General features: G+C 68.9%; 18 protein-coding genes. 11 read left to right on the forward strand and 7 right to left on the reverse strand.

Annotation, left to right across the window (positions count from 1 at the left end; translation table 11 throughout):
* Window positions 1-35 precede the first annotated feature (35 nt).
* Both RIF23_RS01225 and RIF23_RS01230 read right to left on the reverse strand, forming a co-directional pair.
* Window positions 36-770, reverse strand: coding sequence for a 4'-phosphopantetheinyl transferase family protein (locus RIF23_RS01225; RefSeq protein ID WP_310910417.1), 735 nt, complete (start codon window positions 768-770; stop codon window positions 36-38).
* 4 nt (window positions 771-774) lie between these two features.
* Entirely contained in the window at window positions 775-2,166 is a 1,392-nt protein-coding gene (locus RIF23_RS01230; protein ID WP_310910418.1) for an amidase, read from the reverse strand.
* Window positions 2,167-2,352: 186 nt separating this feature from the next.
* Between RIF23_RS01230 and RIF23_RS01235 the strand changes: the two genes are divergently transcribed.
* The 3 genes from RIF23_RS01235 to RIF23_RS01245 all read left to right on the forward strand — a co-directional run bounded on the left by RIF23_RS01235 (window position 2,353) and on the right by RIF23_RS01245 (window position 4,277).
* A complete protein-coding gene (locus RIF23_RS01235) occupies window positions 2,353-2,535 on the forward strand; it encodes a hypothetical protein (RefSeq protein ID WP_310910419.1) in 183 nt (60 codons plus the stop codon).
* 94 nt (window positions 2,536-2,629) lie between these two features.
* Entirely contained in the window at window positions 2,630-3,430 is an 801-nt protein-coding gene (locus RIF23_RS01240) for a DeoR/GlpR family DNA-binding transcription regulator (RefSeq protein ID WP_310910420.1), read from the forward strand.
* A 46-nt stretch (window positions 3,431-3,476) separates the two neighbouring features.
* Complete coding sequence (locus RIF23_RS01245) at window positions 3,477-4,277, forward strand: polyprenol monophosphomannose synthase (RefSeq protein ID WP_407659349.1); 801 nt, start codon at window positions 3,477-3,479, stop codon at window positions 4,275-4,277.
* A gap of 47 nt (window positions 4,278-4,324) precedes the next feature.
* Here RIF23_RS01245 and RIF23_RS01250 read toward each other — a convergent pair whose 3' ends face one another.
* Complete coding sequence (locus RIF23_RS01250) at window positions 4,325-6,940, reverse strand: ABC transporter permease (RefSeq protein WP_310910422.1); 2,616 nt, start codon at window positions 6,938-6,940, stop codon at window positions 4,325-4,327.
* A gap of 3 nt (window positions 6,941-6,943) precedes the next feature.
* Entirely contained in the window at window positions 6,944-7,699 is a 756-nt protein-coding gene (locus RIF23_RS01255) for an ABC transporter ATP-binding protein (RefSeq protein WP_310911202.1), read from the reverse strand.
* Between the two features lie 390 nt (window positions 7,700-8,089).
* Between RIF23_RS01255 and RIF23_RS01260 the strand changes: the two genes are divergently transcribed.
* From RIF23_RS01260 to fabI, 4 genes are all read left to right on the forward strand, one after another.
* Window positions 8,090-9,502: a sensor histidine kinase gene (locus RIF23_RS01260; RefSeq protein WP_310910423.1), complete on the forward strand. Its 1,413-nt coding sequence runs from the start codon at window positions 8,090-8,092 to the stop codon at window positions 9,500-9,502.
* Window positions 9,499-10,179, forward strand: coding sequence for a response regulator transcription factor (locus RIF23_RS01265; RefSeq protein WP_310910424.1), 681 nt, complete (start codon window positions 9,499-9,501; stop codon window positions 10,177-10,179). Before RIF23_RS01260 ends, RIF23_RS01265 begins: the two co-directional genes overlap by 4 nt.
* A gap of 190 nt (window positions 10,180-10,369) precedes the next feature.
* Complete coding sequence (fabG, locus tag RIF23_RS01270; RefSeq protein ID WP_310910425.1) at window positions 10,370-11,074, forward strand: 3-oxoacyl-ACP reductase FabG; 705 nt, start codon at window positions 10,370-10,372, stop codon at window positions 11,072-11,074.
* A gap of 89 nt (window positions 11,075-11,163) precedes the next feature.
* On the forward strand, window positions 11,164-11,928 hold the full coding sequence (gene fabI / locus RIF23_RS01275; RefSeq protein WP_310910426.1) for an enoyl-ACP reductase FabI: 765 nt from the start codon (window positions 11,164-11,166) through the stop codon (window positions 11,926-11,928).
* A 272-nt stretch (window positions 11,929-12,200) separates the two neighbouring features.
* On the opposite strand, the gene RIF23_RS01285 is transcribed toward fabI, so the two are convergent.
* Together RIF23_RS01285 and RIF23_RS01290 are read right to left on the reverse strand one after the other, a co-directional pair.
* Complete coding sequence (locus RIF23_RS01285) at window positions 12,201-14,090, reverse strand: helix-hairpin-helix domain-containing protein (protein ID WP_310910427.1); 1,890 nt, start codon at window positions 14,088-14,090, stop codon at window positions 12,201-12,203.
* An 85-nt stretch (window positions 14,091-14,175) separates the two neighbouring features.
* Window positions 14,176-15,141 carry an aldo/keto reductase gene (locus RIF23_RS01290; protein ID WP_310910428.1) on the reverse strand — a complete coding sequence of 322 codons (966 nt, stop codon included), beginning with the start codon at window positions 15,139-15,141 and terminating at the stop codon, window positions 14,176-14,178.
* A gap of 201 nt (window positions 15,142-15,342) precedes the next feature.
* On the opposite strand from RIF23_RS01290, the gene RIF23_RS01295 reads away from it, so the two are divergent.
* The 3 genes from RIF23_RS01295 to RIF23_RS01305 all read left to right on the forward strand — a co-directional run bounded on the left by RIF23_RS01295 (window position 15,343) and on the right by RIF23_RS01305 (window position 17,493).
* The gene (locus RIF23_RS01295; RefSeq protein WP_310910429.1) at window positions 15,343-16,074 is read left to right on the forward strand and encodes an MSMEG_4193 family putative phosphomutase; all 732 of its coding nucleotides are present in this window, start codon (window positions 15,343-15,345) and stop codon (window positions 16,072-16,074) included.
* Between the two features lie 82 nt (window positions 16,075-16,156).
* On the forward strand, window positions 16,157-16,723 hold the full coding sequence (locus RIF23_RS01300; RefSeq protein ID WP_310910430.1) for a DUF3090 family protein: 567 nt from the start codon (window positions 16,157-16,159) through the stop codon (window positions 16,721-16,723).
* An 11-nt stretch (window positions 16,724-16,734) separates the two neighbouring features.
* The gene (locus tag RIF23_RS01305; protein WP_310910432.1) at window positions 16,735-17,493 is read left to right on the forward strand and encodes an SCO1664 family protein; all 759 of its coding nucleotides are present in this window, start codon (window positions 16,735-16,737) and stop codon (window positions 17,491-17,493) included.
* A 28-nt stretch (window positions 17,494-17,521) separates the two neighbouring features.
* Here the strand turns inward: RIF23_RS01305 and RIF23_RS01310 are convergent, their stop codons facing one another.
* The gene (locus RIF23_RS01310) at window positions 17,522-20,083 is read right to left on the reverse strand and encodes an HAD-IC family P-type ATPase (RefSeq protein WP_310910433.1); all 2,562 of its coding nucleotides are present in this window, start codon (window positions 20,081-20,083) and stop codon (window positions 17,522-17,524) included.
* Window positions 20,084-20,290: 207 nt separating this feature from the next.
* On the opposite strand from RIF23_RS01310, the gene RIF23_RS01315 reads away from it, so the two are divergent.
* Window positions 20,291-20,512, forward strand: coding sequence for a hypothetical protein (locus RIF23_RS01315; RefSeq protein ID WP_310910434.1), 222 nt, complete (start codon window positions 20,291-20,293; stop codon window positions 20,510-20,512).
* The last annotated feature ends 4 nt before the right edge of the window (window positions 20,513-20,516 follow it).

The following is a 20,516-nucleotide window of genomic DNA, read 5'->3' on the forward strand; positions in this document are numbered from 1 at the left end:
GGGTGGCACGACGGCCGGGATGCCGGACCGAATGACTACACGGAGTCGAGAATCGTGGCGGATCGTGTCGAGTCATGCTCGATAACCTGCACCGGTCCGGGGGCCAGGAGGGCCAATGCGCCACAATGCTGGTCGCCGGGGCTCAGATCGGTAAGCCACACCGTTGTGGGTGCGGCCGGCCCCTGCCAGGATCGGACCGCCGCCGTCTCGTCGGGAGCGGTGACCTCGATGGTGCGCAACCCCCCGGACAGTCCCAGGCCTGTGGCCTTCAACAGTGCTTCCTTCCGGGACCAGTAGGTGAAGAATCCACGTTCCCGCTGGCGGGTCGGGACCCGGTCGAGTGCGATCCGCTCGCCCTCGGTCAGCACGTGCTCGGCGAGGCGGTCAAGGTCGCGGGTCGACGTGACAGCTTCCACATCCACCCCCACCTCGATATCGGCCAGCACGGCCACGCCGACCCGGTCACCAGAGTGGGTGAGCGACACCTGTAGCCCCCGCGCGGGGCCGGACGGATATGGTTTTCCGTGCCCCCCACCGTGGTCACAGTTGGGACAGTGATACTCGAAGCAGATCTCGCCCGGCCGCTGCCCACTCCTGCGGGCGCAGACGCCGCGCAACAGGGCATGGCCGACCAGGTAGCGATCGGCGTCGGCACGGCGGTGGAACCGCGCGTGGCGTTCACGTTCCCGGCCGTCCAGGACGTCCAGAAGGCGGGGGTGGGCCTGCCGTGGGCTGGCCCACCACACCTCGCAGGTGTGATGATTACGCACTGGCCTATTGTGCCGTATCCGCCGCGAGGGGAACCCGGTCGGACCACGCTACGGTCATCTCGACGGCGCGTGCCACCGCGAGCAGCGTATTCTCCTCGTGCGCTCGCCCAATGAGTTGCACCCCCATCGGGATGTCCGCTGTGTCCAGGCCACACGGAATCGTGATGGCGGGGCGCCCGGTGAGATTGGCGGGCTGGGTGAGTCGTGTGTGCCGGATGCGCGGATCCTGCCCGGGGTCGGTGCTCGCGGCACCGAACGGGCGCGCCGTCGCGGCCAGGGTGGGAGTGACGAGGACGTCGATGTCGCGCAGAACCGCATCCCAGCGGCGGGACACCGACCGCAGGGTGCGCTGTGCGTCCAGGTAGTCCACGGCGGAGATGTCCCGCCCAACCGCGAGTTTGCTGCGTACCTCGTCTGTCAGGGAGTCGGGATCCTCCTCCAGGAGCCCTCCGTGTTCGGCACCGGCCTCGGCACCCACCACGATTCCGCCAGCGGTGGCCAGTTCCTGCCCGTACGGTAGCGCCACCTCACGGGTCTGGGCCCCCAGCTCGTCCAGGGCCGCGATCGTGCGGTGTGTCGCCGCGGCGATCTCGGGGTCGCAGCCGTCGAAAAAATAGGTGGTGGGAACCCCGATCCGCACCTCGGACAGGTTCAAGCCGTTGGGGAGCCGGGTGGCATCGGGGAGGCCGGGGTTGAGGTCCATCCCGGTGAGGACGGCCAGCACGGCAGCGGTGTCGTCGACGGTGCGACCCAACGGGCCGGGCGTGTCCAGGGTCTCCGACAGGGGCACGATCCCGGTACGGGGCACCAGTCCAGGGGTGGGTTTGAGCCCGACGGTGCCGCACACCGAGGCGGGAATCCGGACCGAACCCGCCGTGTCCGTGCCCAGCGCCACCGGCCCGCAGCGCGCTGCGACCAGCGCGGCCGCGCCGCCACTGGATCCGCCGGGGGAACGGTCGTAGCGCCACGGATTGTGCGTTCGGGGAGTGGTCACACCATAGGCAAGTTCGTGCGAACGGCTCGTCGCGAACACAATCGCCCCGGCCTCACGCAGGCGGCGCACCGCAACGGCGTCCCGGGCGGGAACGTGGGCGTCCGGATGGGCCGCACGGGACGCGGAGCCGGCCAGGGTGGGCACCCCCGCCAGGTCGACGATCTCCTTGACACTGATCGGGATTCCATGAAGGGGGCCCCGCGGCCCGTTCCGGACAATCTCCCGTTCCGCCGCTCGGGCGCAGGAGCGCGCCGCATCGTGGAAGACCGCGACGGTCGCGTTCAGGTGGGAATCCAGGGCCGCGACGCGCGTGCAGACCGCGTCAAGCAACTCCACCGGGGACACCTCTGCCCGGGCGATCGCACGATGTGCCTGGGTGAGGGTGAGTTCCGCCGCGTCCATCGTCCCCCATCTCATCGCTCGCCGTGGGGCGGGCTTGGAAAAAACGAGTGCCCGCAGCAGTGTAGACAAGCCACCCGGTGGGCATACGGCCAGTGGCTCTCCTCCCCGAGGGGAGCCCGCGCTGCGGAACACCACGACCCTATGCGCGACCACGGTCAGGTCATCCCCGAGCTGAGGGAGGCGAAGGTGTCCGGCACTGTGTTGTTCGGTCTGGCGACACTCGCAGTGTTCGTTGTTCTCGTGGTGGTGTTCATCGCCACGCTCACCCTGGCCATGCCTGCGGGGACCGGAACGGATCCCGTCGGTGCCGAGGAGGAAGAGGGCATCCTCGATGCCCGTCTGGATCGGGGCGGCGTGCACCTGGGGTGAGCCGGTTCCGCACTCCGCCGGCGGTCCTTCCGGGCGCCCAAGTACGATCGGACGCGCAGACTTCCGGGCTGGACGATCGTGAGTGGGGGAAAGCGTGACCGAGGGCGTGCGGCCGACGTTCGGTGCGGAGCGGCGGGGACGCATCCTGGATCTGGTCCGTGCCCACGGCAGCATGACCCTGCGCGACATCGCAGTCCAGGTGGGGACCTCTGAGGTCACCGTACGGCGGGATGTGCGAGCGCTGGAGGCGGACGGTCTGGTGGATCGTGGCCGTGGCGGGGTCGCGCTTCCCGGTCGGCTCGCCCGCGAGCAGCGGCGACCGGCGCGGGGGGCGCCGAGGGAAGCCCAAGCCATCGCAGAGCTGGCCGCGGGCCTGGTCAACGATGGCGATGCGGTGGCGCTCGGCCCGGGAACCACGTCCGAGCTGTTGGCCCACCATCTGGTTGAGCGTGTCGAGCTGACCGTGGTGACCAATGCGCTGTCGGTGGCACAGGCCCTGGCGGGAGCGACCGGCGTGACCGTGGTGATGACCGGAGGCACACTGCACGGGCCGACCATGGCCTTGACCGGAGCCGAGGCAGAGCAGGCGGGCACGGGGCTGCGGGTGCGCCGAACCTTTCTGTCCGCCGGGGGGGTGAACGCCGAGCGTGGGCTGAGTACGGCCAGTCCCGCCCTGGCCAGTGTGGAGCGGGTGTTGGCTGCCGCAGCGGAAGAGGTGGTCGGACTCGCGGACCACGCCGTGGTCGGCGCGGAAGCCACCGTCCAGACCGTCGCCGCGGAGCAGCTCACCCACCTGGTTACGGACAGTAACTCAGATCCGGAGCTTCTCCTGGCCGTGGGGGAGTACGGAACACAGATTCACATCGCTGTTCCGGATTCCGATCGCGGACAGTAACCCTCGGTCGTAGAGTGGGGCGAGTCACCGCGTCCCGGTAACCCGCATGGAGGTCGCGTCCGTGTCCACCCCCGCCGCCCTGCCGCCGAGCTGGGCCACATCGCGCCTGAGCGTGGTTATCCCCACCTACAACGAGGCGCAGAATCTCCCGTTTCTGCTGGACCAGTTGCTGGCCTTGGAGCTGCCCAACCTGAGGGTGGTCGTCGTCGACGATGGCTCCCCCGACGGAACGGGAGAGCTCGCGCAGAAGTTCGCCGACGACCACGGGGGAGCAGGAACGAGCCCGGTCACGGTGGTACACCGCAGAACCAAGGACGGGCTGGGGCGTGCCTACGTCGCGGGAATGAGCCAGGCCCTGACCGACGGGGCGGAGTTCGTCGCACAAATGGACGCGGACCTGAGTCACCCGCCGCGATACCTCCCCCAGCTGCTGGGAACCCTGCTCGCCACCGGTGCGGGGGTCGTCATCGGTAGTCGCTACGTCCCGGGCGCGAGTCTGTCCGGCGACTGGGGGCCAGGCCGCCGGCTCCTGAGCGGCTGGGCCAACGCATATGTGCGCACCATTCTGGAACTGCCAATCCGCGACGTCACCGCCGGGTACAAGCTGTGGCGTCGTGACGCCCTGGAGGCCGTCGATCTGGAGACCATGGCCTCCAGCGGTTACAGCTTCCAGGTGGAGGCGCACTACCGCGCGTACCGTCGGGGGCAGAAACTCGTGGAGATTCCGATCCATTTCGAGGACCGGCAGCAGGGACACAGCAAGATGGACCTCGGTGTGCAGCTGGAGTCGGCCCTGCGTCCGTTCCAGCTGCGACGTGACATCCACCGGCGCCGCAGGGCTTCCTGAGGCGGGGTGGTGCTCCGTCGCACACCACCCCGCCACTATGCGCCCTGCTATTCGCGGGCCAGAGCGGAGGTCACCGAGGTGCGGCTGGCCCGCCGGCTGGGCAGGATGGCGGCGATGATCCCCGCGAGGACCGCAATGCCGAGGAACATCGCGATCTGGCTCCAGGGAATGACCGTCAACATCGAGGGCAGTGTCACGGCTCCCGCAGCCCAGCCGAACAGCACACCGAGCCCGATCCCGATCCCGGAGCCGATCACACACAGCAGCACCGCCTCAACCACGAGCATCCGACGCAGCTGGGAACGGGACAGGCCCAGAGCACGGAGCAGGGCCGACTCCCGGGAACGTTCCAGCACGGACAGGGCCATGGTGTTGGCGATCCCGAACACCGCGATCAGTACAGAGAGCCCCAGCATCGCCGCCACGGCGAGAAACGCGGTGTCCAGGATCTCGGTGAACTCGGATCTGGCCTCGGCCGTCGATGTGACCTGTAGGGTCGGGTCCTCAGCCGCCTCGTACACCACGTCACGTACGTCCGCCGGGTCGGCATCGGGATCCGCCCGCACGTTGACCGCGGTGGCCTCGGTCACCGACGGGAACTCCTCGGTGAACTGGTCGGGCGCCATGGTCAGCCCCCAGAGCTGCTGCATATCCCCGACCACGGCCACGATCTCCAGCTCCGTTTCGCCACGTTCCGTGTCGAGCTGCACGGTGTCGCCCACCGTGTGCGATCCGGCGTGATCCTCCGAGATCACGGCCCGCCCGGGGCCGAGATCCGTGAGCTCACCAGCCTCGACCTCGGCGGTGAGATCCGTGCCCACCGTCGCACCGAGATAGGCACTGACCGGGATCCGCTGCCCAGCCTCCAGCCCCGGTGCAGTGGCCCGGAGTTCGGAGAACACCGTGTCCACCTCGGGGGCGTCCTCCAGCGCGGAGACCACCGCGGGGGCAACGCCCTCCGCCGCGTCCACGGCAGTGGCAGTGGCAGTGTCAGTGTCAGTGTGGTTGGTTTCGCCGTCACCCGGTTCGTTCGCCTGCTCCGGAGAGCTCAGGTCGAACTGCTGGGTGATCGTGTAGTCCGCCGGGAACTGTTCGTCGAGCTGGTTGAGCAGTGTGCGTTCCACCGACGCGTTGATCACCGCGTAGCCCGTGATGAGCGTGGCCCCTACCGTGAGGGCGAGCATGGCCGTGGCTGCCCGCTTCGGGCTGCGGCCGGCATTGTCCACCGCCAGTCGACTGGCCACTCCCAGGCGCCGTATCGGCACCTCGGCCCCGGCGATCGCCCCGCGAACCAACAGCGGCCCCAGGACCACCACCGCGAGGAAAGCCACCATGCCCGCGAGCGTGACCAGCAGCATCGCGGTTTGGCCACCCTGGCTCCCCAGGGCGAGCCACAGCATCGTGGCCGACACCAGCCCCAGCAGCAGCCCCGCCCCCGAGCGCAGCCACCCCGCGCGCCGTTCCAGGCCGTGCGCCACGGCGCTGGAACGCAGTGCGGCCAACGGCGAAACACGGGTCGCCCGCAGTGCCGGAACGAGGGCGGCGGCCATCGTGGTCACGAGCCCCACGCTGAGGCCAGCGCCGATCGCCACCGGGCTGACCGTCAACGACGAGGCCGACACTGCCGCACCGAAACTGTCCCCACCGAGGTAGAAACCCACATAGCCCACACCGATCCCGCCCAGGACCCCGAGTGTGGCGCCCGTGAGACCGACGATGAACGCCTCCAGCAGCACCCCACGCAGCACCTGGCCACGGTGGGCCCCCACGCAGCGCAGGAGGGCCAGCTCACGTTGGCGCTGGGCGAGCAGAATAGCGAAGGTGTTGTAGACGACGAGTCCGGCAACCGCGACCGAGACCAGTGCGAACAGCAACAGCGCCATGTTCATCGTCGCGGCGTCGGCTCCACCGGATTCGGCCAACCGCTCGCCCATCTCCGTTCCGGAGAGGACCTCGACGCCGGGGCCGCCCACAGCGTCCTCGACGGCCGTGGTCACCTCCGCATCGGGGGTGTCTGCGGCCGCCCGCACATTGATCTCGGAGTAGTCCGTGTGGCCGGTCATCGTGACGGCGGTGGATTCGGTGAAGGCCACGGCCCCGCGGATCAGATAGGGATCACCGATGCTGACATCGATGAGTCCGGTCACGGTGAACGCGTGTGCCTGCCCCTCGGGATCGAGTACCTCCACCGTGTCCCCGACGTCGAAGCCCGTCTGTTCGGCCGTGGTGGTCGCCAGCGCCACCTCGTCCGCGGCGCTGGGCAGAGTTCCGGTTTCGGGCGAGTAGCGGGTGTCCTCCGTCACGGACAGCCCGGCGGTGGGTACCTGCCCCAGTGCCTGTCCGTCCTGGTCCAGGAGCGGGGCGTCGCCGGAGATGATCCCCGTGGCCGCGCCCACCTCGGGAAGGTCGGCGATGTCGTCCCTAAGCGTCGGGGTGAGTCGGGGCTCTTCCTCGCTTTGGGGATCCCAGTTCTCGGTGTCAGGCAGCACGACGCTGGCCAGGCGGTCGGTCGCCCCCATGGTTGTGTCCTCGAAGCCCGTGCGGAGCGAGTCCGTGAACACCAGGGTCCCCGAAACGAACAGAACCCCCAGGGCGATCGCCAGGACCGTCGTGACCAGGCGTCCTTTGTGTAGCCGGAGTCCGGCCAGGGTGGTGCGCAGCATCGCTCACGCCTCCAGGTGCACGAGACGGTCGAGCACCGACTGTGCGGTCGGGTCGTTCAGTTCGTCCACCAGACGCCCGTCCCGGAGGAAGACCACACGTTCGGCATAGGCGGCCGCCACCGGGTCATGCGTCACCATCACGATGGTCTGGCGGAGTTCCTCCGCCGACTCGCGGAGGAACGTCAAAATCTCCGCGCCGGTGCGGGAGTCCAGATTTCCGGTGGGTTCGTCGGCGTAGACCACCTCAGGAGCGCTCAACAACGCCCGTGCCACAGCCACCCGCTGCTGCTGGCCCCCCGACAGGGTCGCGGGCAGATGGTCGAGGCGCTGCCGCAGTCCCACGACGTCCACGATGTGATCGAAACGGTCCCGATCGATGGTGCGTCCGGCGATCTGGCTGGGCAGCAGGATGTTCCGCTCCGCGGTGAGCATCGGCAGCAGATTGAACGACTGGAAAACGAAACCGATCCGGTCCCGCCGTAGCTGGGTGAGCTGCTTCTCCCGGAGTTGAGTGAGGTCAGTCCGTCCCACCATGATGCTGCCGGACGTGGCGGTGTCCAGCCCCGCCAGACAGTGCATCAGGGTGGACTTGCCCGACCCCGAGGGCCCCATGATGGCGGTGAACGCACCCCGGGTGAAGTCCACGTTGACCCCGTCCAGGGCGCGTACCCCCGTTTCCCCAGACCCGTACACCTTCACCAGGTCCCGGGCGGTGACCACCGGCGGTGTGTCGTAATGGGGCAGAGCCGGCTGGCCCAGCGTGGCGCTGTCACTCACGCGTGTCTCCTCGATGTTCCTCGACGATGGCGTGTCCCCACGATTGCGGCGACCGGTCGGCAGACTAGGTGGGCAGTGCCGGTGCCTTCATCGTCGGCGCGGATGATCCCTGATGTCCCCTTCGTCGGTGGGGTGCGATGCCGTGTATCGCTGTGGTCGCCCGTCCGGACCGACTTTCGGCGGATGGAGTCCGTCATCGCGCCGGGCACCCGACGGGGCAGCGCACCGCCCCACCTACCGCTCCGCGCGTCACAGCCGGGGGAGCAGCACAGCACCACCTGCCGGCGACTTTCGTCGGTGCCACTGACCGCGTGCGCCCGCCACGGCCAGCCTCGGTCGGAGGAACACGCTGCGCACCTAGACTCTCCCCACGTGTTCCATGGTGAAGAGGAGCGTCTGCGCGACGCCTTTGGCGAGCGTCCGGTACGCATCTGGCGGTGGTGGTGGAATCGACGTTTCCGCATCGCCGACTGGATCTATGCCGCCGCGTTGTTTCCATGGGCCGCCCTGATCAATCTCACCGTATTCGACAGCCCGGACCCGGGGACGGCCGGCGGGCCCCTGTACTGGGGGCCGTTGCCGTTGTCCTGGACCGTTGGTCCGTTCGTGGGCGCGGTCGTTGTCCTGGTCGTTCCCGCCCTGGTCTCGGCCACGGTGCTCCTACGCCGAAGCCGGCCCCGATGGCTGCTGGGAGCGGCACTTCTGCTGCTGGTGGCGTTCGGTAACCCGGTTGCCGTGCCCCTGGCACTGTACTCCTACGCCGTATGGTTCACCGATCGGCGCGGTTTGGCCGCCTGGACCCTTGCGATGTTCGGCGGCACCGTATTCTGGGTCCTCGTTACGGAAGGCAGCCTCACCACGATCGTTGTCGTCGCGATCGTGATGATCGCCTTGCCCCTGACCATTGGCCTGTGGGTGGGGACCCGCCGACTGCTTATCGCCAATCTGCGTGAACGGGCCGAGCGTCTGGAACGGGAGCACCACCTGGAGGCCCAGCGGGCCCGCGCGGCCGAACGTACCCGGATCGCCCGGGAGATGCACGACGTGGTTGCCCACCGGGTCAGCCTGATGGTGCTGCACGCCGGAGGCCTGGAGGTGTCCGCACCCGACCCGGCCACCTCCGAGGGCGCTGCACTCATCCGCAGTACCGGCCGGGAAGCCCTCACCGAGCTGCGGGAGATCCTGGGTGTGCTGCGTGACGACACCGACATCGGTGCCGGGGGCGATGCCGCAGCCACTGAACCGGTGGTGGGGGCCGACAGTACTGTGTCCGCGACGACCCCCCAACCCCGGCTGGCCGACCTGGACCGTCTCGTCGCCGAGTGGCGGGGCCTGGGGCGGGACGTCGAGGTACAGACGACGGGGCACCCCCGTGCCCTGTCGGCCCAGATCGAACGCACGGTTTACCGCACGGTCCAGGAGGGGTTGACCAATGCGGCCCGACACGCACCCGGTTCCGCGGTGCGAGTTCGGATCCGCTACAGCCGTACCGAGGTTGAGGTCACGGTCACCAACGGGCCTGCCACAACCGCCGCAGTGGATGGAGACACCGCGTCCGGAAGCGGATACGGGCTGACGGGACTTCGGGAACGTCTGGCCCTGGTGCAGGGTAGCCTCAACGCCGGCCCGTATCCGGACGGTGGATGGCGCATCCGTGCTGCGGTGCCGTTGCCCGCCTCGCCATCGTCGGTGGGGGAGGCCGGCGACGCGACGGACGGACCGGGGGCCGGTCCGTCCGGAGAACGGCACACCCGCCCCGACGACGAGGAGGAACACCGGGCGTGATCAGGGTCCTGTTGGTGGACGATGAACAGCTCGTGCGCTCCGGTCTGCGTATGATTCTGCATGCCCACACGGACATCGAGGTTGTGGCCGAGGCCGACGACGGTGCCGCGGCTGTGCGCCTGGCCGTGGAAACCACTCCCGACGTTGTGCTGCTCGACATCCGTATGCCCGGAACCGACGGAATCAGCGCCACCCGTGAGCTGACCGCACTGGACCAACCGCCGCGCGTGGTGTTGTTGACCACCTTCGACCTGGACGACTACGTGCACCAGGCGCTACGTGCCGGTGCGGTGGGCTTCCTGTTGAAGGACACCCCACCCGGGGACCTGGCCCAGGCGGTGCGTACGGTCCATGCGGGAAACGCCATGCTGGCTCCCAGCGTCACCAAGCGCATGCTGGAGCACTTCGCCGCCCCCGACGACAGTAGCGGCGCCGATGGTGCGGGCGGCGGGAAGTCCAAGGCGGCGGTGGCAGCGGCCCGTCTGGAGGCGCTGAGTGATCGGGAACGTGCAGTCCTGACGGCAGTGGCGCGGGGCATGTCCAACGCCGAGGCTGGGCGGTTGCTGCACATGCGGGAGGCGACGGTCAAAGCCCACGTCAGCCGCATCCTCGGCAAGCTCGATGTGACCAACCGGGTACAGGCTGCCATTCTGGCGCACGATGCCGGATGGGGCTGATCACCCCGCGGTTCCCCGCCGTGCCGCCCCTGGGGCATGTTCCCGTCAGCGTGCAGAGGTCGGTTCGGGATACCCAGTGGTAGCCAGATACGCTCGTGCTGCATGCCGAGCCCGGCTAGTCCGCGTGACGGCCCCACCGGCTATCATCACCCGCTCAGCTAGGCAACACAGTACGGAGGTCCCTGCGTCTATGTCCCGTTCGGCACTGGTCACTGGAGGCAACCGTGGGATTGGTCTCGCCGTCGCCCAGCAGCTCCAGGCAGCAGGCGACAGCGTGGCCCTCACCTATCGATCCGGGGAACCGCCCGCGGGTTTCCTCGGAGTCCAGTGCGATATCACGGACAGCGACCAGGTGGATGCCGCGTTCACGCACGTCGAACAGGAGCAGGGCACGGTCGAGGTGTTGGTCGCCAATGCCGGCATGACTCAGGACCAACTACTGGCACTGATGAGCGAGGACGCCTTCAGCTCGGTGCTGGACACCAACCTCACCGGAGCGTTCCGGGTGGCCAAGCGCGCGGTCCGAGGAATGATGCGCCAACGCAGTGGCCGCATCATCCTGGTGTCCTCGGTTGTGGGGATGTTGGGTTCCGCTGGCCAGGCCAACTATGCCGCGGCGAAGTCCGGAATGGTCGGGTTCGCCCGGTCGCTTGCGCGAGAGCTGGGGTCGCGCAACATCACGGTCAACGTGGTTGCTCCAGGATTCGTGGACACGGCGATGACCGCAGACCTCGGGGAGGACCGCAGAAACGAGATCATCGCCAATGTCCCCCTCGGGCGGCTTGCCCAGCCCGCGGAGATCGCCAGTGTGGTCCGTTTCCTCGCCAGCCCGGAGGCCGGTTACGTCACCGGGGCCCTGATTCCGGTGGACGGCGGACTCGGGATGGGGCACTAGTTCCCTCGACGTCGCTGGCGCGTCCCTGCGCTCGCGTCCCGTAGCCCGTAAGCCCCCTAGCCACATCGACTCACGACCAAGGAAACCTCATGGGACTTCTCGATGGTAAACGCATTCTCGTCACCGGAGTGTTGACCAACTCCTCGATCGCCTTCCATGTGGCCCGGCTCTGCCAGGAGGAAGGGGCAACGGTGGTGCTGACGGGGTTCGGCAGGATGAGCCTCGTTGAACGCGTCGCCAAACGGCTACCGGAGCCGCCCCCGGTCGTGGAACTGGACGTCACCGACTCCGAGCACCTGGACAGTCTCGCCGCCCGGGTGGGCGAGCACACCGAGACCATCGATGGTGTGGTCCACGCGATCGGGTACGCCCCCCAGGCGGCGCTCGGCGGAAACTTCCTGGACACCCAGTGGGAGGACGTCGCCAGCGCCTTCCAGATCTCCACCTACTCACTGAAGTCCCTGACCATGGCTGCGCTGCCACTCATGCGCGACGGGGGCTCCGTCGTGGGGCTCGACTTCGATGCCACCGTCTCCTGGCCCGTCTACGACTGGATGGGCGTGGCGAAGGCGGGACTGGAGTCGACGTCGCGCTATCTGGCACGCTACCTCGGTGAGCAGCAGATCCGGGTCAATCTGGTGGCCGCCGGCCCCATCCGGACCACCGCCGCTGCCAACATCCCGGGCTTCGAGGAGTTCGAACGGACCTGGAGTGAGCGGGCCCCACTGGGGTGGGAGATCACCGATCCCGAGCCCGCGGCCCGTGCGGTCGTCGCGTTGATGTCGGACTGGTTCCCGGCTACGACCGGTGAGATCGTGCATGTCGACGGTGGGTTGCACGCCACCGGGGCCTGACCTGGTGCCTCCGGCGACCCGACGTCAGCCGGAGGCACGCCCGGCAGCCATCGTGCGGCACGGAGCGGGGAGTGGACCCTGGACCTGGGACCAGCCGGCGCATCCGTGCTGGTCACGGGGGACAGCCGGGGCATCGGGGGTGCCGTGGCCGAGCCAGAGGACGTCGCCAGGGCCATGACCATCCTCCTGAGCCCGGCGGCGGAGTTCGTCCCCGGGGCCAACCTCGTCGTCGACGATGGCTTCCGCGGCCGGGTCCGGGACCTGAACCCGGCTCAGCCCTCCCGAACGGCGGGAACGAGCCGGGTGTGCCGTCGCCCCCCGGGCGCCGCGGTCACCCCTGTACCGGCGGTGACCAGGGGGTCGGCCCCCCACACGAGGGACACGTGGAGCTGGGCCCGGGTCAGCATAGTGTAGGCGAGGTCCGGTGGGAGCGGGCCCGTCCCCGGCGTGGGATCGACAACAGCAATCACGGCGGGCCAGCGCCCACCGTGCGCAACCGAGGTCGGGAACGCCCAGCCGTGCCGAAGCAGGGTGGAATCCTCGACGAACACGGGGCCGGCGGTTTCACTGGGCGAGGACCCCGCGCGGTCCCACCGCACCCACACGCCCGTGTCTGCGCATTCGTGCACGGTCCCGCGTTCCCCCGCCGCACGACCTTCCGTGGCCCGCACCTGCACGACCCGGTCTCCCACGTCGAAGCCCCAGCAGGCCCCGGGGCCCGGGTTCAGCTGTGCCTTACACGCGGCATTGAGCGCCTCGGCACCACAGGATCCGGACCGTGCCACGGTTACCACCAGCGTGTCATCCGGATCCACCCCGAACGCCCGAGGGATGGAATCGGTCAACAGTTGCAGAGTGCGATGGGTGGCCTCGGCGGGAGAGGTAACCGTCACCGGGACCACCTCGTGTCCGGGGCTGGGTTCCGCGGGAACACGCCCTGCGAGCATCTCCAGGGCCACCCGGGCAAGGGGCTGGGGAGCGTCGGGCGTGCCAAGTTCGGCCACGGGGACGATGCCACTGGCCCGCAGATCGGGGACCACCTGGCCCGGCCCCGGTGCGAAGCGCTCGTGTGGATCCGCGAGGAGCACGAGGTGGGTACCGTCCGCACAGGCGGTGACGAGCTCAGCGGCGGTGGTGGTATCCACGGCCATGGCGTCGGCAACGATGACGAGGTCAGCGGCCAATGCGGGTGACGCGGCCGTCGGAACCGCGGCCGTTCCTCCCGGGGATGCTGGCGCTGACGGCTCGGGATCCAGCAGCTGTGCCAGCGGATACACCGAAACGGGGACGTCGTCCGGCAGTGATTCCGCCAGGGCCCGGGCGCTGGCGGCGAGCGGGGTGACGACGGTGGTCCGGCCCCCACCGGCGTGTGCGATATCCGCCGCCCCAGCGATGAACTGCACCTGGGCCGGCATGTGTGCCGCATGGGTCACAATCGACACCCCCCGCAGCGCCACCGTGATGAGCGCCGCCTCCACCTCGGGGGCGATGTCGACCGACAGGCGGGTGGCCGTCGCGGCTACCGTTTCCCGGGCAGTGAACGGGTCCATAATCGGCTCACTGGTGGCGATGAGCCGGTTGATTCCGGATGCGAGCTGGTCCTCGGATGCTGCCAGCTCCGGCAGCGCGAGGTAGGTCCGGTCCTGGTCGGTGGGGGCCTCGGCCTCCACAGCGGAGTCGTCTTCCGGTGTGTCGGCCGCCTCCGCCGCGTCCGTCCCCGCGTCAATGTCCTCGTCGGAGTGACTGCGGGCTGTGACCAGATTCCGGTCCAGCGCCTCCTGGACCGCCGCCTCCGGGCTGGTCACACCATGACCACGCAGCTGTGCGGATACCTGCTCCTGGGGCAGAGCGGTGTGTCCCTGCCGGGTGGCCCGGACCAGAACATGCTGGACCAGGGCGGCGCGTCGTCGCGGATCCTCGGGCCGCACCGGCCCGCTCTGCCCTGCCAGGTGTTGAGCGGCGTGGTCGGCCTGCTCCACCGTTACTCCCGGAAGCCGCAACAACAGCCACGGGTTGGCCGTGAGGTCCTCGGCCGCCGTGGCTCCCAGCGCCCGGTGGAGTCCGGGGGCGAGCGCCGGCGGCGCCCCCATTCGCTGGAGGACGGACACGATCGGGGCCACGGTCTGTGGGCTGGCATGCTGCGGGATACGTGACTCGGACACACCCCAGAGACTAGCGAGTCACCCGCCCTGCGCTCACCGCCCTCACCGCACCAGCCCGAGCGGCTCGGGTACGCGTGTGGGCTTCTCACGCCAACACCGGCCCCACCGCGTCGGCAGAGGCGTCATCCAGGGCGTCGCGGATCTCTCGGGGGAGGATCAGTGCCTCGCTGGCCAGCAGCTCCTCCAGCTGGGGCGCCGTGCGCGCCCCGACCGGGGTGGAGGCGACGTAGGGCTGGTCCCGAACCCAACTCAGTGCGACCGCGTGTGCCGACACCCCCAGGCCCCGGGCAGCCGTACACACGGACTCCACGATGCGTCGGCTTCGTTCGTCGAAGTACGGTTCGACGAAGGCGGCCATGTCCTCGGCCGCGCCGCGGGAGCCATCGGGGCGCCCGTCCCGGTACTTTCCCGTCAACACTCCCCGCCCCAGCGGCGACCAGGCAAGCAGGCCCGCCCCGGCGTCGGCCACCGCGGGCAGGAGGTCGGTCTCCACACGGCGGTTCACCAGCGAGTATTCCGTGCCAACCGAGATCACCGGGGTGCGTCCGGTTACGGCCCGCTGCCAGGTCGCGTACTTGGTGAACTGCCAGGCCGTGACATTCCCGACGCCGACGTAGCGCACCCGCCCGGACGCCACCGCCGTATCGAGTGCCGCCAGGGTTTCTTCCGTGGGCGTGTCCGGGTCGTACACGTGCACCTGCCACAGGTCGACGTGCTCGGTGCCCAGACGGGAGAGCGAGGCGTCCAGGGCGGCAAGTAGGTGCCGGCGGGATGTGTCCTGGGGTCGGTAGGCCTGAGGGCTGTGGCCGGCCTTCGTTCCGATGACCAGGTCCTCGCGGCGCGCCACCGTGTGCAGGAGGCGCCCCAGGATGCGCTCGCTGTCCCCTCCCGCGTAGATGTCGGCGGTGTCCACGAAGGTTCCACCAGCGTCCAGAAACGTCGCAACCTGGTGCGCCGCCTCCTCTTCGCCGGTGTCCTTTCCCCAGTTCATGGTGCCCAGTCCCAGCCGCGACACCCATAGACCCGACCCACCCAGCTGTCGCTGCTCCATGTCGCGGAGCGTACCCGGAATCGATGCGCAGGCGGGGGAAGCACGCCCCGGAACTGGCATGACGATAGGATCGCCGAACATGGACTGTGCGTACCCCTCACGGACCGGTGGCCGTGAGACCGAGGTGGTATTCGCCCCCCGGGGAGCCGAGGTGCCTGCGATCTGGCGCCACGTGGCCGGACTCCTGGCGCGGGGGCCGCGGTGACGGGTTCCGCCACCGTGCTGCTCGTACGGCACGGATCCACGACCGAAACCGGTGCCCGGCTCACCGGGAGAAGACCCGGCATTGGCCTGGACGAGCGTGGCCGGGGCCAGGCCACGCGGCTCGCTCAACGCCTCGCTCCACTACAGCTGAACGCCGTCGTGTCCAGCCCCCTGCAACGCTGTCGTGAGACGGCCGAAGCCATTCGGGCCGCGCAACCTGCCGAGTCCGGTGTGGAAAACGTGCGCACAGACCCGGAACTCATCGAGTGTGACTACGGCGACTGGACCGGGAAACTCCTGGTGGACCTGGTGGACGAGCCCGCCTGGCACACGGTCCAGCACCATGCCAGTGCCGCACGCTTTCCCGGCGGGGAGGGGCTCGCCGAGGTTGCCCACCGTGCTACCCGGGCTGTGCGCGATCACATCGAGCGACTCCTCGACACCCACCAGCACCCGGTGCTGCTGGTATGCAGTCACGGCGACGTTATCAAGGCCGTTCTCGCCGACGCGCTGGGCATGCACCTCGACCTGTTCCAGCGCATCCAGGCCGATCCCTGTTCGCTCAGCGCGATCCGCTACACCTCGGGGCGTCCGTTCGTACTCCGACTCAACGACTGTGGCGAAACCCTGGTCGGTCTCGTCCCGCGCGGTGAGTACCCGAGGATCGACGACACGGATGCGGTCGTGGGAGGCGGCGGTGGCGGCGAGGCCGAGAACCCGCGAGTATGACAGCAGGACACTGACCACGCGCACCGGCGTCGCACTGTGTGCATGGATCGCGACGCGGCCGTCGATCATCTAGGGTGCTCACATGCCCGTCTTTCAGTTCGATCCGCCCGAACGCTTCGTGGCCGGAACCGTGGGACAACCCGGAGAGCGCGCCTTCTTCCTCCAGGCAACCGGTGGCGGCCGTGTCACCAGTGTTGCGCTGGAGAAACAGCAGGTTGCTGCCCTGGCGGAACGCGTCGAGGAACTCCTGAACGAGGTCCGCGAGCGTTTCGGTGCCCTTCCCGACGAGGAGGCCGAACTGGAGCCGGACGAGGATCCCCTGGAACTGCCGATCGAGCAGGATTTCCAGGTCGGCACGATGGCACTGGCCTGGGACCAGGATACGGGGCGGGTCATCATCGAGGCCCAGGAGCTCAGCGAGGAGTCTGCGGAGGAGGACGCCGAGGAGAGCGTCTTCGCTGAGGAGGGGCCCCAGCTGCGCGATGTCCTGCGTGTGCACCTCACCCCGGCGGCGGCACGCGCTTTCGCCAAGCGCGCCATGCGGGTGGTGGCGGCCGGCCGCCCCACCTGCCCCCTGTGTGGCCAGGCCCTCGACCCAAGCGGCCACGTGTGTCCACGGCAGAACGGCCATAAGCGCCTGGTTCTGTAGCCGAGGCGACCATGTCCTTGCCCCGCGACAACCAGTACCCCGCTGCGACGGAGGCGCTCCAACTGCTGCGTACGGGGGAACTGGACGTGGTCGGGCGCCTGGCAGTGGCGTCCAACGCCACGCTGTACTGTGACGTGCGTGCGCCTGAGACGGGAACGGTCGCCGCGCACTGCGTCTACAAGCCGGTGGCGGGGGAACGTCCACTGTGGGATTTCCCGCAGGGAAGCCTCGCCGGCCGCGAGGTAGCCGCCTACGCGGTCTCCGAAGCTCTCGGGTGGCGCGTGGTGCCCCCCACGGTGTATCGGAGCGGACCATACGGCCCCGGGATGTGCCAGTGGTGGATCGACGGTGATCCCGAGGTGGACCTGGTCGAGCTCTCCCGGGACACCCAGAGTCCGGGGCTACGTCGTATGGCGGTGTTCGACGCGGTGATCAACAATGCGGACCGCAAGATCGGACATCTACTGCCGGTTCCGTGCGGGCACCTGTACGGCTGTGATCACGGGCTGTCCTTCGCCGTGCCGGACAAGCTGCGGACGGTTCTGTGGCAGTGGCAGGGTGCACAGCTGCCCCCCGACGTCCTCGACGACCTCCGGCGGCTGGAGGCCCAGCTTCGGGATTCGGGGAGTCCGCTGGCGCGGTGTCTGGCCGAGTACCTGAGTCCAGCCGAGCGACGTGCCACCCTGCATCGGGTCATGACCCTGCGGATACAGGGCGTGCATCCATCCCCCCAACCGGACTGGCCATCGATACCGTGGCCACCGGTGTAGTCGACAGCGCTGGCGCGACAGCTCGGAGTCAACGTGCCGGCGTCGTGACCTGGTCCGCGCTCGTCTGTGGGAGCGAGGTGTCCGGCGTAGCGGCGCCTCGATGCAGGAACCGGTCCAGCCACCGGTCATCGGCGATGCGGATGACTGTGATCCACGCCGCCGCAATCACAGCAACGACGAGAGCTATGGTGACCTTGGTGGGATCGCTGGGGTCGAGAGCGAAGAACTCCTGGGCCGGCGGGACCATCATCACGGCCACCAGCAGTCCGCCCATACTCGCCACCAGGACGACCTTCCACCACACATAGGGTTTCGCCACCAGCAGAAGCACCCACATGGTCACGACACTGAGCGTGATCACGGCTGCCGTGCGATCGGTCAGGTCGGGAGGGGTGCCGTCCCCCAGCACCAGAAGGTAGGTCGTTGTGGTGGCGATTCCAGCGAGTAGGCCCGCCGGAATCGCCAATCGCAGGGTGCGGGAGACGAAACCCGGACGGGCCCGTTCCCGGTTGGGAGCCAGTGCCAGAAAGAACGCCGGTATTCCGAAGGTGAGCGCGTTGATCAGGGTGGCGTGCCGGGGAAAGAACGGGTAGGCCACTCCGAGTAGTCCGACCACCGTTGCGACCGTGACCGAGTAGACGGTTTTGGTCAGAAACAGGGTGGCGACCCGTTCGATGTTTCCGATGACGCGGCGACCTTCCGCCACGATGCGGGGTAGCGCTGCGAAGCGGTTGTTCAGTAGGACGATCTGTGCGACGGAACGGGCTGCGGGGCTTCCCGAGCCCATAGCGATCCCGACGTCGGCCTCCTTCAATGCCAGGACATCGTTGACGCCGTCCCCGGTCATCGCGACCGTGTGGCCCCGACCGTGTAGGGCGCGAACGAGGCTGCGCTTGCCCTCGGGGGACACGCGTCCGAATGCCGCCGCCGACGTCGTCTGGTCCGCGAGTGCCTGCGGATCTGTTGCCAGGTGTTGCGCATCGATGGCCCGGTGCCGGACCAGGTTCAACTCTCGGGCCACTGCCCCGACGGAGGCGGGCGTGTCCCCGGAGACGATCTTGACGTCCACGTCCTGGTCGGTGAAGTAGGCGACCGTGTCGCGGGCGTCTGCCCGAAGTCGTTGTTCCAGCACGACGAGGGCGTAGGGACGGACCTCGGGGAGGGGCTCGTGGGGATCCGGCCGATCCCCCGCCTGTGCGAGCAGAAGCACCCGAGCGCCCCGACCAGCGATTTCGTCGGCCGTGGCGAGGATCTCGGCGGGGTCCCTGCCCTGCGCGGATCCAGCATGGTTCAGTACAACCTCGGGTGCACCGAGAATCCAGTGGTGCTCACCCTCGTCGTGCGCGAAACTGACTCCGCTCCACTTCCGGGCTGACGAGAAGGGGGCCTGGGAAACGACCGGCCACGGTGGTGGCGGTGGACAGCCGGCGGCGATTGCGGCCATGCTCTGGTTCGGTCGCGGGTCACTGGCAGCGAGGGCGGACAGCACGTCCACCGCCTCGACCTCGGCCGGCGCCGAACCGAGGGGTGCGGTCGGTAGGGTTCGCACCTCCCGCAGCCGCATCCCCGGCTCGGTCAGGGTTCCGGTCTTGTCCGCACAGATGACATCCACCCGGGCGAGCCCCTCGATGGCCGGGAGTTCCTCCACCAGGCAGCCACGACGCCCCAGCCGAACCACCCCCACGGCCAGGGCGATGCTCACCAGCAGGACCAGCCCTTCGGGGATCATCGTGACCAGTGCCGCCACCATGCCGCGTAGAGCGTCGGCGAAGGCCGGGGAGACCAGGTCCAACCCCAGGTAGGAAGCCAGGCCGGACAGTTCCGCCTGCGTGGCGGCGTGTCCCGCGTCTGCGCTGCGCACCAGCTGGCTGTAGATCAGGAGGCCACCGACCGGGATCAGCAGCCAGGTGATCCAGCGCAGGATGCGGTCGATCCCCTCGCGGAGTTCGGAGCGCACCAGCGTGAAGCGACTGGCCGCCTCGGTGAGCCGTGCAGCGTAGGAGTCGCGGCCCACGCGGGTGGCTCGAAGGCGAGCTCGACCGGCAACCACGTAGCTCCCGGAGAGCACGTCATCTCCGGGACGCTTCCGCACGGGCTCGGCCTCACCGGTCAGGAGGGACTCGTCGACCTCCAACCCCACGGCGGACACGACCACACCGTCCACCACGGCCTGGTCGCCCAGCGCGAAGTCGATGACGTCGTCGACGACGATCTCCCGGGTGGAGACGTCGCGCAGTTCGCCGTCCCGGAGTACACGTGGTCGGGTGGCGTTGATGATGGCCAGCCGGTCCAGAGTGCGCTTCGCCCGGAGTTCCTGAACGATGCCGATCAGCGTGTTGATGACGATGACGAGTGCGAACAAGCCGTCCTGGACCGGACCGATGATCGCGATGATTCCGAACAGGACCGCGATCAGGGCGTTGATCCGTGTGAAGACGTTGGCTCGGATGATCTGGACCAGACTGCGACTGGCACGCAATGGAACGTCGTTGCTGAGTCCCTGCGCCTGACGGTGGGCAACCTCGGCAGCAGTGAGGCCCGTGAGCTCGGACACGACGGGAGCGTCCCGCCCACCGACGGCCTCGTCCATGCAGCCCCTCTCGCCTGGTCGTCAAGCCACAGGCTAATCGAGAACATCGCCTGCCGGTACAGGTGCGGTGCGGCTGGGGATACGGTCCGCAGTATCGTTTCCTGGGTTCCCGGCCCACAGCCACGACAGGCGGTGACACCGAACGGAAGGTCGAGAGGTCGAGGTCCCGCGGTAAACCCGAGCGGTATCCCGACCGTCCCCAACGGCGTGAGGCAGCACAGATCCGACGTCTCCGGCACCGACCCGCCTGTGGGACCCGGGCGGGACATCTCCCGATGCTGGACCAGGGCCACCTACTGGCTGATGTATGCGGTCGCGGTCGCTGCTGCCTGGGTGCACTGGCAGAGTGGGAGCCATGCCCTGGCGTTTGGCTGTGCGGTCGTCGCGGCGCTGGGCGCCTGGTTCATCGCCCGGGAACGGGGCCGCTGAGGCG

Source organism: Lipingzhangella rawalii, assembly GCF_031628175.1.
GTDB classification, from domain to species: domain Bacteria; phylum Actinomycetota; class Actinomycetes; order Streptosporangiales; family Streptosporangiaceae; genus Lipingzhangella_A; species Lipingzhangella_A rawalii.